Source organism: Paenibacillus sp. ISL-20, assembly GCF_018613005.1.
In the GTDB taxonomy this organism is placed as follows: domain Bacteria; phylum Bacillota; class Bacilli; order Paenibacillales; family Paenibacillaceae; genus Paenibacillus_AQ.
The window spans coordinates 139,064-156,431 of the sequence record NZ_JAGGRD010000026.1 but is presented as its reverse complement, the minus strand read 5'-3'; the positions used below and the strand labels follow the sequence as shown (position 1 = coordinate 156,431).

The 17,368-nt window shown below is 50.7% G+C and carries 15 protein-coding genes; 13 read left to right on the top strand and 2 right to left on the bottom strand.

Going from position 1 to position 17,368, the window contains the following annotated elements; genetic code table 11:
- Positions 1–165 precede the first annotated feature (165 nt).
- The 10 genes from J7E85_RS17140 to pepT all read left to right on the top strand — a co-directional run bounded on the left by J7E85_RS17140 (position 166) and on the right by pepT (position 10,322).
- Positions 166–804 carry a LysR family transcriptional regulator substrate-binding protein gene (locus tag J7E85_RS17140; RefSeq protein ID WP_251035779.1) on the top strand — a complete coding sequence of 213 codons (639 nt, stop codon included), beginning with the start codon at positions 166–168 and terminating at the stop codon, positions 802–804.
- A gap of 302 nt (positions 805–1,106) precedes the next feature.
- On the top strand, positions 1,107–1,883 hold the full coding sequence (locus J7E85_RS17135; protein WP_215159765.1) for an ABC transporter permease: 777 nt from the start codon (positions 1,107–1,109) through the stop codon (positions 1,881–1,883).
- Entirely contained in the window at positions 1,880–2,680 is an 801-nt protein-coding gene (locus tag J7E85_RS17130; RefSeq protein WP_215159763.1) for an ABC transporter permease, read from the top strand. Before J7E85_RS17135 ends, J7E85_RS17130 begins: the two co-directional genes overlap by 4 nt.
- Positions 2,681–2,696: 16 nt before the next feature.
- Positions 2,697–3,683 carry an ABC transporter ATP-binding protein gene (locus J7E85_RS17125; RefSeq protein WP_215159761.1) on the top strand — a complete coding sequence of 329 codons (987 nt, stop codon included), beginning with the start codon at positions 2,697–2,699 and terminating at the stop codon, positions 3,681–3,683.
- A 100-nt stretch (positions 3,684–3,783) separates the two neighbouring features.
- Positions 3,784–4,254, top strand: coding sequence for a DUF3995 domain-containing protein (locus tag J7E85_RS17120; protein WP_215159759.1), 471 nt, complete (start codon positions 3,784–3,786; stop codon positions 4,252–4,254).
- 235 nt (positions 4,255–4,489) lie between these two features.
- Positions 4,490–6,460 (top strand): tetratricopeptide repeat protein, encoded by a 1,971-nt coding sequence (locus tag J7E85_RS17115; RefSeq protein ID WP_215159757.1) that lies wholly within the window; start codon positions 4,490–4,492, stop codon positions 6,458–6,460.
- Positions 6,461–6,601: 141 nt separating this feature from the next.
- Positions 6,602–7,360, top strand: a complete 759-nt coding sequence (locus J7E85_RS17110) for a methionine ABC transporter ATP-binding protein (protein ID WP_215159755.1) — start codon at positions 6,602–6,604, stop codon at positions 7,358–7,360.
- Entirely contained in the window at positions 7,357–8,055 is a 699-nt protein-coding gene (locus J7E85_RS17105) for a methionine ABC transporter permease (RefSeq protein ID WP_215159754.1), read from the top strand. Before J7E85_RS17110 ends, J7E85_RS17105 begins: the two co-directional genes overlap by 4 nt.
- 54 nt (positions 8,056–8,109) lie before the next feature.
- Positions 8,110–8,946: a MetQ/NlpA family ABC transporter substrate-binding protein gene (locus tag J7E85_RS17100; protein ID WP_215159752.1), complete on the top strand. Its 837-nt coding sequence runs from the start codon at positions 8,110–8,112 to the stop codon at positions 8,944–8,946.
- A gap of 143 nt (positions 8,947–9,089) precedes the next feature.
- Complete coding sequence (gene pepT / locus J7E85_RS17095) at positions 9,090–10,322, top strand: peptidase T (protein ID WP_215159751.1); 1,233 nt, start codon at positions 9,090–9,092, stop codon at positions 10,320–10,322.
- 96 nt (positions 10,323–10,418) lie between these two features.
- Here pepT and J7E85_RS17090 read toward each other — a convergent pair whose 3' ends face one another.
- Positions 10,419–11,303: a helix-turn-helix transcriptional regulator gene (locus tag J7E85_RS17090; protein WP_215159749.1), complete on the bottom strand. Its 885-nt coding sequence runs from the start codon at positions 11,301–11,303 to the stop codon at positions 10,419–10,421.
- 191 nt (positions 11,304–11,494) lie between these two features.
- On the opposite strand from J7E85_RS17090, the gene melA reads away from it, so the two are divergent.
- Positions 11,495–12,793, top strand: coding sequence for an alpha-glucosidase/alpha-galactosidase (gene melA, locus J7E85_RS17085; RefSeq protein ID WP_215159747.1), 1,299 nt, complete (start codon positions 11,495–11,497; stop codon positions 12,791–12,793).
- A gap of 137 nt (positions 12,794–12,930) precedes the next feature.
- Here the strand turns inward: melA and J7E85_RS17080 are convergent, their stop codons facing one another.
- A complete protein-coding gene (locus J7E85_RS17080; RefSeq protein WP_215159829.1) occupies positions 12,931–14,238 on the bottom strand; it encodes an ATP-binding protein in 1,308 nt (435 codons plus the stop codon).
- A gap of 195 nt (positions 14,239–14,433) precedes the next feature.
- Here J7E85_RS17080 and J7E85_RS17075 point away from each other — a divergent pair, with 195 nt between their 5' ends.
- Positions 14,434–16,254: an ABC transporter substrate-binding protein gene (locus tag J7E85_RS17075; protein WP_215159745.1), complete on the top strand. Its 1,821-nt coding sequence runs from the start codon at positions 14,434–14,436 to the stop codon at positions 16,252–16,254.
- Positions 16,255–16,357: 103 nt separating this feature from the next.
- Positions 16,358–17,368, top strand: a complete 1,011-nt coding sequence (locus tag J7E85_RS17070; RefSeq protein ID WP_251035778.1) for an ABC transporter permease — start codon at positions 16,358–16,360, stop codon at positions 17,366–17,368.

Sequence of the window (17,368 nt, the reverse complement as noted above, 5' to 3'; positions counted from 1 at the left end):
AGAAGCCTATTGTTACTCCGGTGGTTTTTCTATTGACCTGGTTGAATTTAGATGCTGTATAACCTTTAGCCGGGCCTCATGTCGTGTCGTTTAAACAATGTGCAGGCAAACATAACTTTTACACTAATCGTATCTGTTGTGCTCTCCTTACTTAGAAACTGTGGTTTGAACCTGCAGCTTACGCTGCCGCTAAGCCGGCTGTCCAGAGCACTGGGCGCTTTCCGCACACGGTATCCTGAAGTGAATTTCCGCATTGTCCAAATTGCGCCCGACTCGATGATGGAGATGGTTCAGATGTTGGAGAACGGAGAGGTCGATCTATGCTTTACCGCAGCAGCATTGGATGAAGACAACATTCGGGAGATCCCGGTCCTCCATGCCGAGGTGTTCTTGGCGGTGCCTCACGGTCATCGATTGGCGGGACGGACCAGCATAACCCTTCAGGAGGTAGCGGGGGAAGCGTTCATCGAATACAAAGCAGGCCACCCGTTTCGAAAAATGAACGAGGAGTTCTGCCGTTTGGCCGGGATTAGCCGGAATGTCGTCTGTGAAGTGGATGAACCTGCAGCTTTGGCCAGCCTCGTATCCGCCGGACTTGGAGCGGCATTTGTACCCGGTTGCAAAGGGGATGAACAGCCGTCCTTCGCGATGGTGCGCATCGAGAAGCCTTCCTGCTACCGCACCTTCACCGTAGCTTGGCTGGAGCGGCGATATCTGTCCAAGGCCGCCAGGGAGTTCCAGTCCTTCCTGATAGAGTATTTCGGCGAGTTTCAAGAGCCGATGAAGCATAGGGACGTGATCTGACAACGTGTACCAGCGTATATGATGATGACGCCGAAGCAATTGCATATTCCAACAACGAAGTCTTCAAACTCCCTTGGTGGTTTTTTTCGAAACTGGCCCGGGAGGAGAAGGCTTCTTTTGTATTATCAGGTTAGCCAGAATCTTCTGGTTGGCCTTTTTGTATGCCGAATCCCTTCACAATTTACCTCCGAAAAAAGCCTTGCCTGAAATGGAACGTTCTGGTATGCTATTGTCCTTCTCTCATTTTCGCCTTGTCTGAAGTGGATGGGTCCGCCATCTAAAATGCTTATCGGAGGTGCTTCATGCTTTATTTCACATTGGCTTCCAAAGCCTATGCCCGCAATTTGCAGTATCGCGGCGCACACATGGTGCACAATATCGCCAGCGCGATGTTCGGCTTCATGTATGCCTGTATCTGGATCGGTCTCGGTGCAGACTACGCGCTCGGAGATTACGGAACGCAGGGAATGGTCGGTTATATCGCCTTTACGCAAGCTGCGCTCTGGGTTTCCAGTTTCGTCACGAATGGCCTCGGCATTCCCCAAGCCGTGCGAACCGGCCATATCTCTCTGGATTTGATGCGCCCCGTTCATTTGTTCAGTCATTTGATGGCCAAGGAATGGGGGCAAATCGCCTACCAATTCGTTTACAAATCGATCCCGATCTACCTGGTGTATTACTTTGCCTTCTCGCTCCATTTACCCGGAAAAGCTTCAACCTTCCTCTATGTTGCCATTGCGCTTGCAGGTGCCGCCTACTTATCGATCTGCATCAACTATCTCATCGGCGCATCCGCATTATGGACAACGGAATCGTCTTGGTTGTATTGGGGCAACCATGCGATGATCAATCTTCTTGCAGGCTTCTTCATTCCGATTGAATGGCTGCCGGGCTGGCTTCAGACGTTGGCCTGGTGGTCGCCGTATCCTTATCTGCTCTATGTGCCGACCCGAATTTATCTGGGTTTTGAGGATGTTTCCTATCTATGGGGGACGCTCCTATGGTGCGTGCTGCTCACACTGGCCAGCCTGCTGGCAACAGGTTTCCTAAGACGGAAAGTGGAGGTGCAAGGAGGATGACCACAAGATCCTGGCTATCTCTATACGCGCTTCTGATCCGTACCAGCATCAAAAGCCGTATGCAGTACAAATTTAATTTTATTCTGGCTTCGTTTCTCGCCGCCTTGATTCAAATTTCCGAATTCCTTATGGTCGCTATCGTGCTCTACAAGTTTGGGGCCATCCAGGGATGGTCCATGCATGAAATCGGGTATTTGTTTGCCGTGATGACCTTATCGAAGACGCTCTACCGGACGTTTGCGGATGAAGTGCATCATCTTGAACACTACCTGGTTAACGGAGAGCTTGACCAGCTGCTGACCCGTCCCATGCCGGTGCTGCTGGCGCTCATGCCGCAGAAGTTCCGGATTATGCTGGGCGAAGTGCTGCAGGGCGGTTTTCTGCTCTGGTGGTCGCTGCATGGCATGATGGCAGCAGGTCAGGTCGGATGGAGCGCGTTGCCGCAATCGCTTTATATTATCGTCACGGGAGCGGTCATTCTGTTCTCGATCGGCCTCGCAACCGCAACGTTCGGTTTTTGGACGACCCGGATCACCGAGCTTCAAAATATTACGGAGGACGCGGCCCGGACAGCAGCTCAGTATCCGCTCACGCTGTATCCCAAATGGATGTCATCGCTCCTGCTGATCGTGGTCCCGGTCGGTTTAGTCAATTACATCCCGTCATTATACATACTGCGGGGCGAGCTCGGAGCCTGGGTGCTGCCTGCGTTGGCTGGAGCGGCTCTGATATGCCTCTACTTAAGTCTGAAATTCTGGCAGTTTGGTTTGACCAAATATCAAAGTACAGGGAGCTAAAAGGAGGAACGCGTCAATGATTGAAGTCCACAACATACGCAAGGAGTTCAAAACGCCGGTTGTGAAGGAGGGGCGCTTCTCCGGGCTGCGAACCCTGTTTACGAGAGAATACCGGACGAAGGAAGCCGTGAAGGGAATCAGCTTTCAAGTGGCGCAGGGGGAATTTGTCGGTTACATCGGACCGAACGGGGCCGGGAAATCCACCACCATCAAAATGCTGACCGGCATTCTCCACCCGACCTCGGGTCACGTATCGATCGGAGGCATGAATCCGCACAAGGAACGGCGCAGTGTCGTAAATAACCTGGGCGTCGTATTCGGTCAACGGAGCCAGCTGTGGTGGGATTTGCCGGTGAAGGATTCCTACGATATTTTGGCTAAAATGTACAGCGTGGATCAGACGGACAAGGAGCGCAGGCTCGGTCAGTTTGCTGAACTGCTGGATTTACAGGCGTTCTGGGAAACGCCTGTGCGCAAGCTGTCGCTCGGGCAGCGCATGCGCGCCGACCTCGCCGCCGCGATGCTGCATGATCCGGACGTGCTGTTCCTGGATGAGCCGACGATCGGGCTGGACGTGAACGCCAAGCGGAATATCCGCCATTTTCTCAAGCTGATTAACCAACAATTCGGCAAAACCATACTGCTCACGACGCATGATATGGATGATATCGAACAGCTCTGTAATCGCGTCATGGTCATTAACAACGGCGAACTGTCTTATGATGGAACGGTAAAGTCTTTACGCGACACCATCGGGCTGCCTACCGTGATCACCGTTACTTTCCGCGGTCCTTTTGTCATTCCCGATCAATCTTTACGTGAAGACGGTCGAACCGTCCCGATCCGGGTGACAAGCACGCTGGACAATACTGTCACCATTGAGGTGAACCGCCGCGAGATGAACACGCTTGATATTTTTAAAGAGCTGGGCCGCTGGGGCGAGCTGGATGATATCGATATGGAAGATCCCGATTTCGAAGATGTGATTCATAAGGTGTACTGAACCAAGTCGCGCAGGCTCCACCGCATATTTAAACGAAACTTAAACTTCAAGTCATCTAAATGCTCTTTTCGTTAAGTATGATGAGCTTGAGGTGATTGATATGAATAATTCAAGAATGAAAAAAGCCGGGTATACGGCTTGCATTGCCGCTGTTATGTATGGCTTCCCCCATTATTGGTGGGGACTTGGTATCGGGTTTGCATTCCCGGGGGATTTCCAGGAAGCGCCTGATGAATTTTGGACGCATGTGATCGGTTACTGGGGAATGGGTACCCTGGCCTTATTGGCAGCCATATTCGCGCTTGCTTTTGCCAGACCGTGGGGGTTACGCTTACCGAAATGGTTGCTAATTATACCTGCTGCCATCGGTTCTGTTTTGTTGTCATTATGGGGATTTACTTACTTCGTCATGCAGTATTTGTTAGCGGTTGGCCGCGTTCAGTCTGCCCCAATGTATGCAGCTCAAGATGCAAGCCCCATGGCGCTGTGGGGATACTTCTGGTACGCACTCTTTCTGATCTGGGGAATTTCACTGAGTACAGCAGCATACTATGCTGGAAAAGTCCGTTAGCAGAATAAAGCAAATCATTTCACTAAATAACGTTTGTATTCCTTTTGATTGGACATTTTTGGTAACCTCGTACAATATAATAGGATACACACCTAAAGAGGAGCCTGCAGGGTTCCTCTTTAATTTGGGTGCAAATGGACATAGAGGAAGTATAATATAGAGATGAGAGGAAGGAATCCTCTGCTCTAATTATACGAGCCCAAGAATAACATCTACATATAAAGGATGAGCCACCATGAAGTTGATGAAGCGGATTTGGTTCCGTATCGGTAACCATTACAGGAAGAAGCGGGATTTTGAACAAGCCCTTAAATATATGCGAAAAGGCGAAAGTGCCATTACCAGTTTCAATGATAAGCTGCACTATGCGGAACTGCTGCACAACAGCGGCGATTCGGAAGAGGCCGTAGCTTATTTGGGGCGCGTGATCGATACGAGCGGAAGCCATCGTGCTTATGAGCGGCGCGCTCATATTTTGCGTGAGCTGAACCGGGAGCGCGAGGCCATTGAGGATCTAAATGAAGCGATTCGATTGAATGCCGACAATTATATGAATTGGTATACCCGGGGGATTGCCCACAAGGATTTGAACCAGTATGACGAGGCGATCCGGGATCTGAAGGAAAGCATCAAGAGAGAGGACGACAGCACGGTTATTTCGACTTACTATGAGCTGGGCATGACCTTTTATGAGAGCGGTAACCCGTCGGAGGCGGCGCAATATTTTCGCCTAAGTATCCAGCAGCCGGAACGCGCCATCCCGATGTATTATTACATGCTGTCCGTATCCCTGGATCTGATAGATCATGTGCAGGAAGCCGTAGGTGTGCTGCAGGAGGGGATTCAGCTGGCTGATCGGTATGAGGCAGAAGCGGATGGCGGATATGCGCTGTTCGCAGACAGCACCAATTACAGCTATGGCGCATTTCAGACGTTTCAGCGGCAAGTGCGGGAGGCGTATTCCTTTCGGAAACCCATGGCGGAACTGTACGTGCAGCTTGGGGACATGGGACAGGCCGAGCACTATCTGTCGGAGGCCATTGAGCGGTATCCGGATTCATACGAGCTTTACTTAAAGAGAGCGGAGGTCTTCAACCGGTCCGATAATAAAAATGCAGCCAAAGCGGATTTGGAGTGGGCCATTGAAGCAGAGCCGGACGATTACAGGGCGTATTTCGATTTGGCCCGGATCTATCGCGAGGATGGTCTGGAAGAACAAGCCTACGAGCTGATTTCGAAACTGTATGCAAGACAGCCGGACTCCCCGCTGGCCTGCTATTGGATGGCCGATTGTTACTACCGGCTGGGTCGTCAGGAGGAGGCGCTCGCGATCAATGACAAGCTGCTTAAGCTTGAGAATGATGATGCCCCCAACTATGTGCAGCGCGCCGATATTTATATGGAGATAAATGATCTGCCATCCGCGGAGCAGGCTTTGAAGGAAGCAGCCGCGCTTCAGGATGGGACTGAAATCCGCAACAAGCTGAGTTATGTGCTCTATCTTCAAGGACGCAACGAGGAAGCGCTGCTTGAGCTGCAGGAAGCGGTTAAGCAGGAGGAGTCCTTCTCCGAGCATCCGACGTATCTGGCGGCCAGTGGTCATATATATAAGGAGATGGGCATGTGGGACCTCGCCATCGACGCTTATTCCCAGGCAATTCAGGCGCATCCGTCGAATCCGAGATTTTACGAGTTTCGTGCCGTTTGCTTTGTGGAGACTGGACAGTTGGAACGCGGATTAGCTGACTGCGCCCAAGGGCTCAGCTTGAACCCGGGACAAGGCAGCCTGTACAGCCTGCGAAGTGGAATCTATTATACGATGGCGGATTACGCACGTGCGAAGGAAGACACGCTGCAAGTGCTGGAGCTTTCACCGGGTCATCCGGGCGCTTATTTCAGACTGGGACAGATCTATTACAAGGATCAGGACGAGGATGCGGCATTGGCTGCTTTTGACGAGGTATTGAAGCTGGTTCCCGAGCATGCCGACAGTTATCTGTACAAAGCACATATCTATTACGGCCAGTTCGAGCATGAGGATGCCGTACAGGCCATCGTGAACTGGAGCTTGCATCTTCAGAAGGAGATGTCGCCAGCAGATAAAATCCAAGCCATCGAAGGCTTGGAGGGATTTGAGGAGAGTTTGCTGAATAAGGCGGTAGAACGGTTAACGGGCATGTATGGGCATCAGCTTTATTTGTCCTGAGAACTTGCACTTTCTGGCAGCGAATAAGGGGTGTCACATTTTGTCCAAAATTGTGGTATGATTCAATAGTTGTTGCAGCATAACATGCTCGCAGGCGGTATAGCCAAGCGGGCTTTCTTCATGTGCAAGGAGGGGATTATGATGATCTCACTGCAAGAGGTCAGTAAAAGCTTTGGCAGCGGCAGTGACCGTTATCAGGCGATAGACGCTGTCTCTCTCCATATTGAGGAGGGAAGTATACACGGAATCATCGGCACGAGCGGAGCCGGGAAATCGACGCTGCTGCGCATCATGAATGTACTGGAGCGACCGGATTCTGGCCGAGTTATGGTGAATGGTCAGGAGCTGACTTCCCTTGGCGGCAGGGAGCTTCGGGAGGCAAGAAGATCGATTGGCATGATATTCCAGCTATTCCAGCTGGTCAGCAACCGGACGGTATGGGGCAATGTATCCATGCCGCTTGAGCTGGCGAAGGTACCGAAGGCCCAGCGGGTAAATCGTGTCCAGGAGGTCCTGCGTTTTGTCGGGCTTGAGGATAAAGCGAAGTCGTATCCAGCTCAGCTAAGCGGCGGGCAGAAGCAGCGGGTAGCGATTGCCAGAGCGTTAGCCAATTCGCCGACCGTCTTGTTGTGCGATGAGCCGACCTCTTCCTTGGATCCGCAGACAACTGCGGACATTCTGGAGGTGCTCCGGCATATCAACCGGACGCTGGGGGTAACCATCGTGATCGTTTCCCACGAGATGGACGTGGTGAACGGCATTTGCGACCAGGTGTCCGTGATGGAGAACGGACGTCTGAGCAGAACGTACCGTAATCAGCGAAGTGATGGAGAGGTTTCTCGGGATTCTGGATCTTCAACTGACAGTGCAGGGGAAGTGGGGGGATTTTTGGTTCCATGAATGACATCATTTTATATTTGGGTGATTATTTAGCCTATGTCCTGCAGTATCAAAATGAAATATGGCGGGCGATTGGCGAGACGTTCATCATGGTGGGCATATCGATTGCTGCCGCTATAATACTGGGTCTTCCGGTCGGAACACTGCTATTTCTGTGCCGAAAAGGCCAGCACTATGAGAATCGCCTGTTATTCTCCATTCTGAATGCCTTGGTTAATGTCATACGGTCATTCCCGTTCCTGCTTCTGGTTGTCATTATGATTCCGGTCACGAGGTGGATTGTCGGCACATCCCTCGGGACGCTCGCCGCTGCGGTGCCTTTATCCGTCGTTGCGGTGGCTTATTATTCAAGACTGGTAGAGCAATCCTTGCTGGAGGTGCCGAAGGAAGTAATGGAGGCTGCCGCTTCCATGGGGGCATCCACACTTCAGATGATATACAAATTCCTGTATGTGGAGGCCCGCTCGGGCCTTGTGCTCGGGCTGACAACATCCACGATCAGCTTTATCTCGTACTCCACGGTTATGGGAATCGTGGGCGGGGGCGGCGTCGGGGATTTCGCGATCCGCTACGGGTACCAGCGATTTGAGGGAGAGCTTATGTCATTTACGATCATCATTATGATCATTCTGGTACAGTCGATCCAGTTCGGCGGGAACCTGGCATCCAGACTGCTGGATAAGAGAAAAGTTTAATTATGTTTTTTAACGCATGTACACAGATTATATTTTACCTGGAGGTAACCTACGATGAATAAGAAATTAATGCTGCTGATGCTGACCCTCTTGCTGGTGCTGGCAGGCTGCGGACAGCAGGCTGCCAAGGACGAAACCCCGGAGAACACGGCGCCCAAAGCGAAAGAAGAAGTGACGCTAAAAGTCGCAACGCTCATTCCGCCAATGACCGAGGTGCTTGACCTGGTGAAGCCGATGCTGAAAGAAGAAGGCATCAATCTGGATATCCGGATCCTGTCCGATAACGTGCAGCCAAACAATGCGCTGGCCCATAAAGAGGTAGATGCAAATTTCTTCCAGCATGTGCCGTATATGGAAGAGTACAATGCGAACAACGGCTCGGAACTGGTTCCGGTCACGCCGATCTATAATGCCGTTTTTGGGGCTTACTCCAAAAAATATAAGACCATTGAAGAGCTTCCGGACGGTGCGACGATCGCGATTCCTAACGACCCTTCCAACATCGGCCGATCTCTGGTGATGTTCGAGAAGAACGGCCTGCTTAAGCTGAAGGAAGGCGTTGGCATTAAAGCGACGCAGGCGGATATCGTGGAGAATCCGCACCAATACAAATTCACCGAGGTGGATCTGTTGATGCTCGCCCGTACGCTCGACGACGTTGATATGGTTGCCATGACACCGGCGTATGCGAAACCGCTGGGGCTTACCCCTAAGAAAGATGCTCTCGTAACCGAAGGCAACGACTCCGAATTCACCATTACCCTGGTGGCCCGTAAAGATAATGTGGATTCCGAGCCGATCCAGAAGCTTGCTAAGGCAATGACCAGCCCGGAAGTGAAGAAGTTCTTCGAGGATAACTATTCCGAGATTGCACTGCCGGCTTTTGAATAAAGGGCTAATTTTATGGTTCGCATCAACCGTTCTCCGAGGTTTTGGGGAACGGTTATTTTTTTGAGCGCGGCCAAATATGGTATACTCTTGATGAATTTGAGAGGTACATCTTACATACCCATACGTATTGGAGTTGAGAATTTATGAAAAAAGAAGTAATCGACAGACTCATTACCTATGCACAAGTGGATACGCAGTCAGACGAGAACAGTAATACCTGCCCTTCTACACCGGGACAGCTGACGCTGGGTCAGCTGCTGGTGGACGAGCTGAAGGAAATCGGTATGCAGGACGTAACGATGGATGAGAATGGTTATGTGATGGCTACACTTCCGGCAAACTCGGATAAACCAATCCCGACCATCGGCTTTTTGGCACATATCGATACGGCTACCGATTTTACGGGTGCCGGTGTCAAACCGCAGATTGTCGAACAATATGATGGACAAGACATCATTCTGAACAGGGCGCAGAATGTGGTGCTCTCTCCGCGGGATTTTCCGGAGCTGGACGGCTACAAGGGACATACACTCGTAACAACGGATGGCACCACCTTGCTTGGAGCTGACGATAAAGCTGGAATTGCTGAGATTATGACGGCGATGGCGTATTTGATTCAACACCCGGAGCTGAAGCATGGTAAAATCCGGGTTGCTTTTACGCCGGACGAGGAGATCGGGAGAGGACCTCACAAGTTCGATGTGGAGGCCTTTGGGGCTAAATACGCGTATACGATGGATGGCGGACCGCTGGGGGAGCTTCAATACGAAAGCTTTAATGCGGCAGCGGCGCTTGTAACTTGCAAAGGCAAGAATGTCCATCCCGGAACGGCCAAAGGTAAAATGGTCAACGCGGCGAAAATCGCCATGGAGCTGAACGGCATGCTCCCTGCGGAAGAAGCGCCTGAACATACGGAAGGGTATGAAGGCTTCTATCATCTTACTTCCATCGAGGGCGATGTGGAGCTGACCGAGCTCCGTTATATTATCCGCGATCATGACCCGGAGCTGTTCGAAGGAAGAAAGGCCAAGCTGGCCTCCATCGTAGAAGAGCTTCAAAACAAGTATGGAGCCGAGCGGATCATGCTTCAGATGAAAGATCAATATTATAATATGCGCGAAAAAATCGAGCCAGTCAAAGAAGTGGTCGATATCGCCCAGACAGCCATGGAGAAGCTGGGAATCAACCCGATTATCGAACCGATCCGCGGTGGCACCGACGGCTCTCAACTGTCGTACATGGGCCTGCCGACACCCAATATTTTCACGGGCGGGGAGAACTACCACGGGCGGTATGAGTATGTATCGGCCGACAATATGGTTTTGGCCGTTCAAACGATTGTTGAGATCGTGCAGCTGTATGAGGCGCAGGCATAAGTTAAATCGTTTCAATAAGAGCTGCCGGCAGGAGTGCCGGCGGCTTTTTCGTCTGCTCTTGTTCGACCCGCATTACGTACCTTGTCCGTATATAGATCATGCTTTATTAGAGCTTTTCTCCAGGCTGTATTTATATTCGCTTGGGGTCATGCATGTCCATTTGCGGAACTGCTTGGAGAAATAGAGTGCATCATTGAAACCGACAGAGGAGGCTATTTCATGAATGGAGAAGGACGATTTCATGAGCGATTTGGCTTTTTCGATACGTACCTTCATGAGATATTGCATGGGGGACAGGCCAGTATGCAGCTTGAACATTTTGGATAAGTGCGCCCGGTGATAGCCAAGCGCCTTCGCCATCTGATCGATGGAGAGCTGTTGGTGATACTGGGTCGAGATCCATCTCTCGGTCTGCCTTACGCCCCGCTCGATATCAGGCACGTCATTGGAGTTCGACGGAAGATGGTCGCGGTTTAACATCGCCAGCTTATGGAGCAGCAATCGGAGCCACCCGGATGCCTGAAGATCCTCAAGCCAGGGGTGATCCGATTGGTTAAAGCCGATGCGCAGATGACGATACATCTCGGCCAGGGAACGTAGCTCGGCTTCATCCGTGCAGCGGATAATCGGTCTAGCGGGTGTGACGCCCATATCAGCAAGCAGCAAGTTGGTCCCCTTCTCCTGTAGAGCTACCCAGTTGTAATGCCAGGGATTCCGGTCGTCCGCTTCATAGCTGAAAAGAACGCCGGGAAGGATCACGAAGGTATCGCCTGCCTGGCAATGATGTACGATGCCGGCACACTCAAATATGCCTTGACCTGTCAAGACGGTGTGAATGAGGCAGTAATCATGGATGATGGGCCCGATTTTGTGGCGCGGTACGGGAGTTCCCTCCCCGCTGAACAGGATGTTCAGGTCGTGACCGCCCGGCGAAGGATTCATACCAATCGTGTAGAGTGTATGGTCCGGCAAAATGGACATGGTTTAACCCCCCTTAAACGAGTGCGATATCAATCGATGAAGTGGATGCTGTGTTAGGGTTAGCTTACCTAATGAAACAACAAATGTCCATATCACACTTGTTTTGCTCCATATTCAAAAAAGACCGATTATCATATAGTTAGTCTTGTGAAAGCGTATTAATTCATGAAGTTTAGGGAGGGGATTTATTGATGTCTAAGATTACATTTATCGGAGCAGGAAGTACCGTGTTTGCCAAGAACGTTCTGGGGGATTGCATGCAGACACCGGCTTTGCAGGGGTTTGAACTTGCTTTGTATGATATTGACCCGATCCGTTTGAAAGACTCGGAGAACATGCTGAATAATATAAAGAAAACCAGCGGCAGCACCTGTGTCGTCAAATCATACAGTGACCGCAAGGAGGCTCTTCGCGGAGCACAATATGTCATTAACGCGATTCAGGTTGGGGGCTACGATCCGTGTACGATCACGGACTTCGAGATTCCGAAGAAGTATGGACTCAGACAGACGATTGCCGACACCGTGGGAATCGGCGGGATATTCCGCAACCTCCGTACCATCCCGGTCATGCTGGATTTCGCAGCTGATATGCGGGAAGTTTGTCCGAACGCATTGTTCCTGAACTATACGAATCCAATGGCCGTGCTGACCAATGCCATGAACACGCTGGGCGGCGTGCAAACCGTAGGTTTGTGCCACAGCGTCCAGGCATGCATTCCGCATCTGTTCGATAATTTGGGAATGGAAAAGGAAGGCGTGCAGGCCAAAATCGCCGGCATCAACCATATGGCATGGCTGCTTGAGGTAACGAAGGATGGAGTGGACCTGTATCCGGAAATTAAGAAGCGCGCGGCCGAGAAGCAGAAGGAGAAGCATCATGACATGGTCCGTCTTGAGATGATGCTGAACTTCGGTTACTACATCACGGAGTCATCCGAGCATAACGCCGAATACCATCCATATTTCATCAAGCGCAACTATCCGGAGCTGATCGAGCGCTTTAACATCCCGCTGGATGAATACCCGCGTCGCTGCGTGAACCAAATCGAGGGATGGAAGGCGATGCGTGAGGACCTCGTAAACAACCAGGATCTGAAGCACAACCGCTCGCATGAATACGCCTCCTACATTTTGGAAGCGATCGAGACCAATGTTCCGTTCAAAATCGGCGGTAACGTGATGAATACGGGACTGATCACGAACCTTCCGAAGGAAGCCTGCGTTGAGGTTCCGTGTCTGGTCGATGCCAGCGGCGTAACCCCGACCTATGTCGGCGATCTGCCTCCGCAATGTGCCGCGCTGAACCGCACCAATATTAATACCCAGCTGCTGACGCTGGAAGCGGCGGCAACCGGTAAGAAGGAGCATATCTATCATGCAGCGATGCTCGACCCGCATACGGCTGCCGAGTTGTCCATTGATGACATTAAGAGCCTGTGCGACGATCTGATCGAAGCACATGGTGACTGGCTCCCTAAATACCAATAAGGCTTATACACCTTAAGCAAAAATAACAGAAGTTTTGCAGCAAAAGAAATTGTATTACTGCATCAATAAAAGAGAGACGCTCTGGTAACTACAGAAGCGTCTCTCTTTTTCGTTAATGGATTGCGTGCACAAATCACCTATGGATTTATATTGGCATGCGGGAGCGTAATGAGAAACACCGTCCCTGATCGTGGCGAGCTCCGTACCGAGACACTTCCATTCATGGCGCGGATGGCTTGATAGGAGAAGGTGAGCCCAAGTCCGGTGCCACTCATTTTGGTGGAATAGTAGATCGACCCGAGACGGCTCAATTGCTCAGGGGTCATGCCGACCCCGTTATCCTTGATTTCGATGGACACCTGCTCAGCTTCTTCATAGATGGTGATGTGGACCGTGCCCCTATCGACGTCTTTACTGGCCTCAAACGCATTTTTAATAAAGTTGACCAACAACTGCTTGAGCTCCGCCGGACTGCCTAAAATGTAGATGGGGAGCGAAGGATAGTCAGCGCTGAGGGTCACGTTGCTCATATTGGCATATGAAGTCATGAGCTCGACGACAGACTTGATCTGGGCGGAGAGCTCGATTCTTTGCTGAAACGGCAAGTAAGGCTTGCTAATAGAGAGGTATTCGGACAAGATTTGCTCGGTTCGGCGAATTTCCTCCATGCTGATTTCCAGAAAACGTTCAGTTTTTTCCTGAGGAAACGTCCCACTCTTAATCAATTGCAGGAATCCAAGTACGGTGGTCAGCGGATTGCGGACCTCATGGGCTAGAGAGGCAGCGACATGATTCACGGCTTCGGCTTTCTCATTTTGGATATATCGCAGGTAAAGCTCCTTGTCGGATACGGATTTGTTAAACAGGGTAACAAGCAGCCATATGCCAAGCGAGTTAGTAACAGGAATAGCTAATATATTAAAAAGAAAGTAATTCATGATGTAGTCTGGTTTTGTTATATAGAGCACCGTGAGCGGGATGAACGAGAAGCTGATGCCGGCTACGAAAATGATCCAAAACTTGTGTTTGCTCCGATGGTACAGAAATGACAGCAAAGCGGACAACGGGTACGTGAAGATCAAAATAATGATAGCGTCGATCATGCCGGCTCCGCCAATGTACAGCCGATAAATTAGAAATTCCACAAGCAGGATTACCCCTGTCGTGAACCCTCCGAACAGCATGCCGAAGAACATAATGACATACCGCACGTCAAAGATCAGCCCGCTTTGAACGGACGAAGCAAAGGTCATGGACAGCAGCATGCACAACGAACAAATGACAATGATGAAATTACGGGAATAGTTGACTGTCAGTTTTCTGTAATAGATGTTGTATGCGACAAAAGGCATCAACGCAAACAATAGCTGCAGCAAAACATCTTTAATCACAGGCAGTAGGCCCACCCCTTTGAAGGATATCGAATCGTCCGCTAGATTAACCATGTCCATTCAAGTTCGACGTCCATTTGGAAAAATCCTTGAACGTTGAATAAAAATAACAAAAATTATTCGTACTCAGATTGAAACGAGAAACATATAAATCCATCAGGAAAGCGCTTGCAGGAAATCGAAGCACACATGACCCAGACACTCAGCATTTAAGAAACGAACACATTTCCATGAATGGAGGGTTCACAAGTGAAGCTGAAAACAGTTTTGAGACCCATGTTCATTCTATTGTTGGCCGCGTCTTTTTTTGTCGCCGGATGCCAAAGCGTAACGCCGCCGCCGACAGCATCAGACCCGCCGCCTAAAGAAGATGTAAAGACACCCGGAGGCAGTGATGAGCCAGCACCGCAGGGCGATGCGAAAGCGACGCCGAGAAATGAAACGCTTTACGTGAACGGCTTGCAATGGGGGGCACCTACGAATTTCAATCTGCTTAGCGGAAACCCGGCATTTCCGATTAACTACGGAAACTCCAGGGAACTCGTCTATGAAACCTTGTTTATGGTCAATCAGCTGACAGGCGAGTTAGAGCCGCTCCTGGGTACCAAGTATGAGTGGACCGACGATCTGACTTTGAAGATCGAATTGAACAAGGATGCCAAATGGAGCGACGGCAAGCCGTTTACTTCCGATGATGTTGTCTATACCTACCAGCTCGGCAAAAAATACGACATCAACTGGAGCAGCTTCTGGACGTACATCGAGGACGTAACGGCAGACGGCCCACAAACGGTGAACATCAAGCTGAATAAAGACAATCCGAACAAATTGACGGTGCTCGACAGCATCGAGGTTATGCCGATGCTGCCAAAACATGTATGGGAAGAGGTCGAGAAGAAAGCCAATAACGACCTTGCCACGATTCGTAAAGAAGTCAATGAGGACCCGATCGGAACAGGGCCTTACAAAATGTATTTTTACAATGATCAGAAGATCACAATTGTACGGGACGATAACTACTGGGGTCAAGCGCTCTTTGGCAAGCTGCCGGCTCCCAAATATATCACCCATGTTATTTATAAAGACAATGCAGCGGGTGATCTGGCATTTAAGAGCGGTCAGGTAGACGTATCGCAGCAGTTTATTCCGCAGGTATGGAAAATGTGGGAGGGCGGGGCTCCGGTTAAAACCTACATCAAAGACGCTCCGTATTATGTGCCAGGCTCCATGCCATCGATCTTCTTCAATTTGTCGAAGGAAGGACTCAATAATGCGGATGTCCGAAGAGCAATCGCCATGGCGATTGATTACGGCAAAATTTCGGAGCTGGCCATCAGCGGCTACTCGGCTCCAATGGAGCCGTCGCTGACGCTTAATACGGAGGCCGAAGCGAAATATGTAGACCAGGCGGCTATCAAACCGCTCCAGTGGACAACGGATGTGGATGCGGCCAATGCGCTACTCGATTCCATCGGCGCTGCAAAGGGGAAAGACGGCATCCGCGTCTTGAACGGAACCCGCCTCGGCCCGTTTGAAATCCAATGTCCATACGGCTGGTCAGATTGGAATGCAGCGCTTGAGATTGTTGCCCAGAACGCGAAGGCAATCGGTATCGAGATTCGAACCAAATTTCCGGAAGCGCCGGTATGGACCAATGATCTCCAGACCGGCAAGTTCGATATCATCATGAACACGCCTGCCGGTGGGGTCAGCCCAAGCCAGCCGTGGAACCGCGCCATGACTATCATGTACTCCAAGGGCGTTGCGCCAATGGGCGAAATGGCATTCTACAATTGGGGCCGGTATAAGAACGATCAAGCAGATGCCATCATCGAGAAGATTCCAACCATCACAGACGAGGCTGAATTGAAAGCACTCTACACCGAATTGACCCAAATCTGGTTGAAGGAGATCCCGTCGATTCCGCTTATGTATCGTCCATGGGTATTCGACACCGTCAATGAATCCGTATGGAAGGGGTTCCCGACCGAGGGGGACGGCAGCAACATCCCGCCTCAAATTTCGATGGATGGAGCTGGCATCAAGTCGCTGTATCAGATTCATAACTGATGGATATAACTCAATGAACCAAGACCTATATTGGCGGATTTACACCCCTGATATAGGTCTCTTTTCCACCAAATTCAGGGTGTGATCCATGGGGGTGAGCTGCTTGAGCGTTTACGGAAAATATATCGTCAAGAAGTTCTTCTGGTACTTTCTGACGCTGGTGATTGCGGTCACGTTGAATTTCCTGTTGCCCAGGATGATTGAGGGAAATCCGGTGAGCATGATTGTGTCCGAGATGACGCAGGGGATGACCGACAGCGATACGATCAAACGGGTCTATGAGACGTTTCTTGTTGAGTTCGGAATCGACAAGCCTTTATGGGAACAGTTCATCATCTATCTGAAGAATTTGGCGACCGGTAACCTGGGCACTTCATTCGGGCTCTATCCGAAACCGGTAACGGAGATTCTGGCCTCAGCAGTTCCCTGGACGATCGGGCTCCAGCTTCCGGCCATCCTGGTTGGTTGGATCATCGGCAACGTGCTGGGAGCCGTGGCGGCCTACCGCAAAGGCGTGTTCGATAAAGTGATATTCCCGGTGGCCTTGTTCGTGAATTCCATTCCGTTCTTTACCCTAGCCATTATCATGCTGTATGTGTTCGCCCTGTCGCTGAACTGGTTTCCGCTGCATGGGGGCTACGATTATCAGATGGTGCCGTCACTCAGCTTTGAATTCTTCGCTTCCGTACTTCGGCATCACACGCTTCCGTTTCTATCGATCGTGCTGGTTACGATTGGCGGCCAAGCCATTGGCATGCGGGAGATGTCCATCTATGAGCTGAATTCGGATTATGTGCTGTACAGCAAGCTTCTCGGGATTCGGGATTCCAAAATCGCGAGGTATGTATTCCGGAATGCGATGCTGCCCCAGATCACGGGATTGGCGTTATCCATCGGTACGATGGTGGGCGGTTCGCTGATTTGTGAGATCGTATTCAGTTATCCGGGAATCGGAACCTGGATGTTCACGGCGATTCGTCAGCTGGATTATCCGTTAATTTCGGGCTGTACCCTCTTGATCGCCCTGGCTGTGCTGCTGGCCAACTTTACGATTGACCTAATCTACGGCTGGATTGATCCAAGAATCAAGGCCGCTCAGATGGAGGAGCAATAA

What these genes read in the sequence shown, in the direction of transcription:
- J7E85_RS17135 (WP_215159765.1), top strand. Translation starts at nt 1,107, where the DNA reads ATGCTTTATTTCACATTGGCTTCCAAAGCCTATGCCCGCAATTTGCAG.
- J7E85_RS17130 (WP_215159763.1), top strand. Translation starts at nt 1,880, where the DNA reads ATGACCACAAGATCCTGGCTATCTCTATACGCGCTTCTGATCCGTACC.
- J7E85_RS17125 (WP_215159761.1), top strand. Translation starts at nt 2,697, where the DNA reads ATGATTGAAGTCCACAACATACGCAAGGAGTTCAAAACGCCGGTTGTG.
- J7E85_RS17120 (WP_215159759.1), top strand. Translation starts at nt 3,784, where the DNA reads ATGAATAATTCAAGAATGAAAAAAGCCGGGTATACGGCTTGCATTGCC.
- J7E85_RS17115 (WP_215159757.1), top strand. Translation starts at nt 4,490, where the DNA reads ATGAAGTTGATGAAGCGGATTTGGTTCCGTATCGGTAACCATTACAGG.
- J7E85_RS17110 (WP_215159755.1), top strand. Translation starts at nt 6,602, where the DNA reads ATGATCTCACTGCAAGAGGTCAGTAAAAGCTTTGGCAGCGGCAGTGAC.
- J7E85_RS17105 (WP_215159754.1), top strand. Translation starts at nt 7,357, where the DNA reads ATGAATGACATCATTTTATATTTGGGTGATTATTTAGCCTATGTCCTG.
- J7E85_RS17100 (WP_215159752.1), top strand. Translation starts at nt 8,110, where the DNA reads ATGAATAAGAAATTAATGCTGCTGATGCTGACCCTCTTGCTGGTGCTG.
- pepT (WP_215159751.1), top strand. Translation starts at nt 9,090, where the DNA reads ATGAAAAAAGAAGTAATCGACAGACTCATTACCTATGCACAAGTGGAT.
- J7E85_RS17090 (WP_215159749.1), bottom strand. Translation starts at nt 11,303, where the DNA reads ATGTCCATTTTGCCGGACCATACACTCTACACGATTGGTATGAATCCT.
- melA (WP_215159747.1), top strand. Translation starts at nt 11,495, where the DNA reads ATGTCTAAGATTACATTTATCGGAGCAGGAAGTACCGTGTTTGCCAAG.
- J7E85_RS17080 (WP_215159829.1), bottom strand. Translation starts at nt 14,238, where the DNA reads ATGGTTAATCTAGCGGACGATTCGATATCCTTCAAAGGGGTGGGCCTA.